This window comes from Azonexus sp., assembly GCF_047638095.1.
Classification (GTDB): domain Bacteria; phylum Pseudomonadota; class Gammaproteobacteria; order Burkholderiales; family Rhodocyclaceae; genus Azonexus.
Genome location: NZ_JBLJBW010000011.1, coordinates 63109 through 69767, shown reverse-complemented (window position 1 = coordinate 69767; position 6659 = coordinate 63109). Strand labels below are relative to the sequence as shown.

Here is a 6659-nt window from a genome sequence, read left to right as displayed (position 1 = left end):
ACCGGGGTCGCCTTCTTTTTGCTTACTTTTTCTTGGCGAAGCAAGAAAAAGTAAGACGCGCCGCAGCGCGGAACCCAGCGGTAAATCAAGGAACGCCGCCAAAAAACCTCGCTCCATCAAAATCCCCCCCCACCAGAACCAAAACATCAAGCCGGTAAATCAAAGCCCTTGAGCTTGCGGTACATATCCACTGCATAAGAATCCGTCATCCCAGCCACGAAATCCGCCACCTGCAGCAAGCGCACATAGGGATTGGCGTCCGGCACGCCGCCGTGGGCGAGGAATTGCGGCGGCAAAAGCTGTAGCAGCATTTTTTCGCGGGTGCTCATGCGGCAGCCGGGCACCTCGGCGGCGGCTTCGACGGCGTTGACGAACAGGGCGAGCAAGGCACCCAAAACCTCGAAACCGGCCGTTTCAATTTCCAGCGCCGGGCGGGCGGTGTAAATGGTTTCCTTGGCCAGTTTCAAAACCGCCTGCAAAGGTATGCCAACGGGGGATTGGGCGAGCAGTTCCTCGTCGAATTCACCGGCCAGAATGGCCGCTTCGTTTTCCAGAAAAACTGCAGCGGCGCTTTCCAGCAGGCGGCCAATCGCCTTGGCGCGCAGGTATTCCAGCCGCTCTTTCGGGTCGTGCAGACGATTCAAACGCTCGCCATTGACCGCCGGACCCGCCAGGTCGGCGAGCAGGCACTCGGCATCGCGATAGGCGACAAAACCCAAGCGGGCGGCATCTTCCAGATCGACGATGAGATAGCAGGTGTCATCGGCCACTTCCACCAAAAACGCCAGCGGATGCCGTCGCCACGCCGTACCGGGCAGGCGCTCGACGAGGCCGGTAGCGCTAGCGACACGGGCAAAGTTTTCGGCGTCTTGCTGGAAAAAACCAAATTTCTTGCCACTTTTGCCCGCCAACTCCGTGGCCAAGTGCGAGGGGCGCGGGTATTTGGTGAAGGCCGCCAGCACTGCGCTGGTCAGTTGTAAACCGCCGGGGTTGGCCGGGCTTTGCAGGCGGCTGACGATACGAAAACCCTGGGCATTGCCCTCGTAGCGCTCGAAATCGGCACGCTCTGCCGGCGAAAAACCGTGCCGCTCGAGCACACCGGAACTGCAAAACCACTCGCGGATCGCGTCTTCCCCGGCGTGGCCGAAGGGCGGATTGCCGATGTCGTGCGCCAGACAGGCCGCCGCCACGATCGCCCCGAAATCGCCCGATTCGACCTCGCGCAAACCATGGCGGGCGATGATCTCGCGCCCCACCACGGCCCCCAGCGAACGTCCGACACAGCTGGCCTCCAGGCTGTGCGTCAGGCGCGTGCGCACGTAATCGCTTTTGGCCAGCGGAAACACCTGCGTCTTGTCCTTCATGCGGCGAAACGCCGAGGTGAACACGATGCGGTCGTAATCCTGCTGAAAGGCCGTGCGTTCCGCCGAACCCGGGGCGCGGCCGGCCCCCAGGCGCTCGTTGGAGAGCAGTTTTTCCCAGATTTTTTTCCGGCTCATGGCCTCATTCTCCCGCTCGCAAGCCGCGTCATGCGCCTTCCAGACGGGCGCGCACATCGTCCGGCAAAGGTACGGATTTACCGCTGAGCGTATTCATCCACACCACCTTGGCGCTGCCTTCAGCGTACAACTCGCCGTCGATTCGCATTTCGACGTAGGTTTCGCAACTGGAACGCCCGATTGCCCCGATCAAGGTGCGCACCTCCACCGTGCCCGGGTAATTCATCGGGCGCAAAAAAGTGCAGGCCGCATTGATGATCACCGGCCCATCGCCGCCCAGGCGCACCGGAATCTGCATGGCCTCGATCCACTCCACCCGCGCCTGTTCCATGTAACGAAAATACACCGTGTTATTGACATGCCCGTAAGCATCCATATCGCCCCAACGGATGGGGATGTGCGTGGTGTGCACGCATTTTTTCTCTGTCGTCATTACGCCGACTCCTCAACTGAGCATCCAAACCATGGCGGCCAAACCCGCCCGCAAAGCTGCACACTGTAGCGCAGTCCCCCGCCAGAAGAAAAATCTGCCTGCCACAGCGCGATGATCGAGCAGGTATTTTTACCCAACAAAAGTGTCTTTCATTGGGTAAAAACGCCCCCTGAAACACCCCGCCCTTGACACAAATTCAGGTGCACAGCGTCAAGCCTCTGGCAAAATCGCACTTTTGGCTGCGGCCTGCCCTGTTTACCGCCATGACTCTTCAATTCAGCGCCTACTACACCCTGATTTTTGCCGTTGTCGTTCTTTTGATCGGCAAATTCATGGTGCAAAAAATCCGTTTTCTACGCGAATTCAACATTCCAGAACCAGTGGCCGGCGGCCTGGTGGCGGCGCTCTTGTCTTATGGCATCAACCTTGCCACAGGTTACCGCCCGGCCTTTGATGCCAGTTTGCAGACGGCCTTCATGCTCTGCTTTTTCTCTTCCATCGGCTTGAGCGCCAATTTCGCCAAACTTCGCGCCGGCGGCTCGGCCTTGGTCGTTTTTCTGCTCGTCATTGCCGTTTTTGTCTTCGTGCAAAACGGCGTCGGCATCGCGCTGGCCAGCCTGCTCGGGCTGGACCCTTTGATTGGCCTGATTGCCGGCTCCATCACTCTCCTCGGCGGACATGGCACGGCGGGTGCCTGGGGCGCGGTGCTGGAAGAACAGCACGGCATCGTCGGTGCCATGACCATCGGCATGGCGTGCGCCACCTTTGGCCTGATCATCGGCGGCTTGATCGGCGGCCCCATGGCGAAATGGCTGATTCAACGCCACCAGTTGCACGGCGGCCCAGGCCACGACGATGCCGTACCGGTCGATGCACAAACGCCGAATTTCGAATTTCCGCACGAACAACGCCTGATTACCGCCGATGCCGCCATCGAAACCCTGGCCCTGTTTGCCGGCTGCCTGGCTTTTGCCGAATTCATGACCCAGCTGACCCACGGCACCGCCGTGCAACTACCCACCTTCGTCTGGGCTTTGGGCGGCGGCGTTTTGATCCGCAACACCTTGGATTACGCCTGTGGTTTCGAAGTTTTCGACCGCGCCATTGACGTTTTTGGCAACGCCGCCCTCTCCATCTATCTGGCGATTGCGCTGCTTTCGCTCAAACTGTGGGAACTGGCCGGTCTGGCCGGGCCGCTGGTGATCATCCTTGCCGTGCAAACGCTGGTCATTGCCGCCTACGTCACCTTCGTCACCTTCCGCATCATGGGCAAAAATTACGACGCCGCCGTGCTCTGCGCCGGCCAATGCGGCTTCGGCATGGGGGCCACCCCAACGGCTGTGGCCAATATGCAGGCCATCACCAACCAGTACGGTGCCTCGCACAAGGCTTTTCTCATCGTCCCCATGGTCGGCGCCTTTTTCATCGACCTGATCAATGCCGTGGTACTGCAGTTGTTCATCAAGCTCTTTGGCTGAGCACGATTCACGCGGACAATCCCACACGCTGGGTTTTCGCTTTGCTGCTTCAAACCTTAGCCGTTTCAAACCCTCGCCGCCTCATTCATAACGACGAAGAATTTTCCGTGCTTCGGCAAGCACCTGCTCACGCAGCGCAGCCGGCGCTTCAACGACCACCTGCGCCCCGTGGCGCAAAATGTCCTGCAGCAACTCGCGCGGGTCCGCATAGGGCACACTGAGACGGTAGCTGCCGTCGGGCAAAAGTTCGCTGATCTGATCGCGGTGCCAACGCTCCGAGCGCACCCAGCGCGCCCGCTCCGCAGTGAAACGCAACACCGCCCGAGCGCTGGGCTGGCCGGCAAAAATACCGTAGGCGCTGGCGTAATGGGCATCGAGCTCAGCATCATCCAAATCTTTCGCCGCCTCCTTGCGCGGCTGGACACGCTGCATGGCATCCACCGAGAAACTCCGCAATGCCTGCCGCCAATGGCACCAGGCATCGAGGTACCAGTTGTCGCGGTAATGGATCAAACGCTGCGGTGAAACGACCCGTGTATCGAGCGTGTCCCGCCCCCGGTTCCAGGCATCGATTTCGATCTGCCGCCGCTCCATCAGCGCCAGCGCAATCTGACTAAAAAAACGCGGTTCCACGCTGCGCCGGTTGATCGACAGCAGGCGCACCCGGCGCAGCACGGCATCGGCGCTGCGCCCGCCTGCGGCAAGCAGTTCCATGAGCCGGAATTGCAAAGGTTTGAGCTGCGCTGCGAGTATCCCCGGCTCGATATCCGCCAATAATTGATGCGCCGCCAGTAGCGCATAAAGCTCGCCGGCATTCAGCCATAAACCGGGCAATTCATAGCGCGGCCCAGAGGCCTGCTGCGACGCGAAGCGATAACCTCCCGCTGTCCGATCCCACTCGATCGGCGCGTGCAAACGTTCGCGCAAATATTCCACATCGCGCTTGAAGGTGGCGCGCGACACGCCGAGATCATCGAGAAATACGGCCAGCGGCACCACCTGGCGCTCACGCAGTAACTGATCGATACGGTAAAAACGTTCGGTGCGGTTCATGTCTGCAGTGTACTTTCTAATTCGGCATTGTCGTATCCGTATGTGTTTTTTCCACTCGCTCGACAGAAAACCACAGCCGCTCCCAGGCATCCTCATGGCGGCCTGCAATTTCGATGATAGACGCCGACAAGGATTCACCTGCATCGAGCAAGGCCGCAATGCGGGCATTCTGCGCGCGCGGCACATAGCCCAAGGGCTGAGCCCGCCAATCCAGACGTACCGCCCGGCAGTCGTGGGGATTTTCAGGCTCGCGCACCAACTGCAAAGGCGCACCGACAGTCAAGCCGTCCTCCCGCTGTGCACTCGCGTAATAAGTGTAGCCGGCCACCGCAGCGATCAATAAACGCGCAGGGTTTTCCTGGGGGCCTTCGTGCGCACTCAGAATATGCTGCAACTGCCGCTCGCTCTGCGGATCGAGCCAGGCAGTGTGCTGCCGTCTGTTATCTTGACACAGCAGCGTACTTTCCCAGCGCACGGCGCGCTCACGGGCGGCATGACGTTCCGGTGCATTGAGTGCGCAGGCCAAGGCATCGGCAAACACCAACATCAGCGGGCTGGCTGCCGCATTAGCGGGGCCACGCAACTGTGCCAAGTAGTACGGTATGACGCCCTCGGACGAACGAGGCACATAAAAAGCAGTCGCCCGTTCCCCATCGTTCAAACACAGGGAAAACATCCGCCCGCCTTGCACAGACGCGGACCAATAGGTGGCCGCGCAGTGCTGCATGCTCTGGCCTTCGGCCACCAATTCAGCCGCCGTGCATAACTCTTGCGCCCGCCAGCCGCTATCGATGGGGTTTTGCCAATCCCCCAACACGGCAGGCAATACCCGATCTGCCAGCGGCTGCTCGAGTGGCGGCAGCAAGCGGTGCCAGCGTGCAGAAGCGGCCAGCACACCGACCAGGCCATGGCGTGCCAACCACGCGCCAACCAGTGCGTCATGGCGCGGCCCGCGCGGCATATTCAGCAACACCGCAGCACGCCGGCGCACCGCCGCAAAAAAATCACCGGCATCCACCAGCGCATGGGTCACCGGCGAAAAACGCCGGGTGCAAATTTCCCAGGTGCGACGCCAGCCCAGGTGAAAAGCCGAGACGTGCGCAGCTGCTCCGGCATCGGGCGCATCGCCGGTGAACAAACTCCTGAACGCCAGCAATTCCGCCTTATAACGCTCCATCTCGTCAGCGCTGGCCGGGCGTTTGTTGGCCGGCAGCGCATCGATGAAACGCAACATGGAGCCGCGTGTTTCATAACCGGCAGCCCACAGCCCGGCGTTCATCGGCGAACGCACCAAAGCGCGTGAAATTGCATAGTGCTCGGCCAAAGCACCGGTCAGATCACGCCCGTTATCGATCGCCGCCTCCACCGCCGGGTCCGGATGTCGCCAGGCGTGGCGCTTGCCGCTGCAGACATTGGGATGCCGATGCTCCGTCAGCAACAAAGGCGTCAGCAAACCGAGAAAGCGCCGTAAAGCCTGCAAGCGCCGCGTGCGCCACGCCTCGTGCTGACCTGGCGGCAGTACTGCCAACCGGTTGTAGTTACGCACCGATGACAAAAAATTCATGCACGACAAACTGCCGAGCAGGCCCAGTACCTCGATATCCAGCCCACGCATGAACAGCAGCAGATCGTGGCGCGCCAAACCCCGCTGTGTGCCACGGTCGCGTATTTCGCTGTTACGCGTGTAGGGCATTTCTACAGCGATCGGCAGCGGCAGCACCGGTGCCGCATAGAGCAGCTGAACGCTGCCAAACTCCGGTAATTCCAGTGTGTGCAGCAAACCGCGCTGATCCGCAGCGACCGCCGCCGCCAACTGCGCGATGATCTGTGCATCACACCAGACCGCGCGGGGCAACATGAACGCCAGCACCCGCCCATCGCGCAGATGTAACCACAATCGCGGCCGCCCGTCGTGCGCCCGGACTTCCTCCGCCGTCAGCCACAGAGACGCGCGCACCGGCGGCGGCAAGGCGGTAAACGGCTGATCCGGCAAGTCGGTCGACGGCATCAAGCCGGGGGAATCGGGGACGAAATCTTCCATGCCTGCATGCTACAAGCCGCAGTGGCTCAAAAACTGCGCCAGTGCTCTGCTGCCATGCCGGACAGTCATGTCGGACAATCATGCGCACTGCAACTGCGCTTCAGTGGCGCAGTTTTTGAGCCACTGCACTGACTAAGCTGTCGGCGTCACCCCAA

5 protein-coding genes are annotated in these 6659 nt (G+C 60.8%); 1 reads left to right on the top strand and 4 read right to left on the bottom strand.

Annotated elements, in window-relative coordinates; genetic code table 11:
* Positions 1 to 146: 146 nt before the first annotated feature.
* Together dgt and ACM62Q_RS04665 are read right to left on the bottom strand one after the other, a co-directional pair.
* Positions 147 to 1499 (bottom strand): dGTP triphosphohydrolase, encoded by a 1353-nt coding sequence (gene dgt, locus ACM62Q_RS04670; RefSeq protein WP_415034066.1) that lies wholly within the window; start codon positions 1497 to 1499, stop codon positions 147 to 149.
* 28 nt (positions 1500 to 1527) lie between these two features.
* On the bottom strand, positions 1528 to 1932 hold the full coding sequence (locus ACM62Q_RS04665) for an acyl-CoA thioesterase (protein ID WP_415034064.1): 405 nt from the start codon (positions 1930 to 1932) through the stop codon (positions 1528 to 1530).
* Between the two features lie 263 nt (positions 1933 to 2195).
* Between ACM62Q_RS04665 and gltS the strand changes: the two genes are divergently transcribed.
* Complete coding sequence (gene gltS, locus ACM62Q_RS04660; protein ID WP_415034062.1) at positions 2196 to 3410, top strand: sodium/glutamate symporter; 1215 nt, start codon at positions 2196 to 2198, stop codon at positions 3408 to 3410.
* A gap of 81 nt (positions 3411 to 3491) precedes the next feature.
* Here the strand turns inward: gltS and ACM62Q_RS04655 are convergent, their stop codons facing one another.
* Positions 3492 to 4463, bottom strand: coding sequence for a helix-turn-helix transcriptional regulator (locus ACM62Q_RS04655; RefSeq protein ID WP_415034060.1), 972 nt, complete (start codon positions 4461 to 4463; stop codon positions 3492 to 3494).
* A gap of 16 nt (positions 4464 to 4479) precedes the next feature.
* Positions 4480 to 6504 (bottom strand): HIRAN domain-containing protein, encoded by a 2025-nt coding sequence (locus tag ACM62Q_RS04650; RefSeq protein WP_415034058.1) that lies wholly within the window; start codon positions 6502 to 6504, stop codon positions 4480 to 4482.
* Between the last annotated feature and the right edge of the window lie 155 nt (positions 6505 to 6659).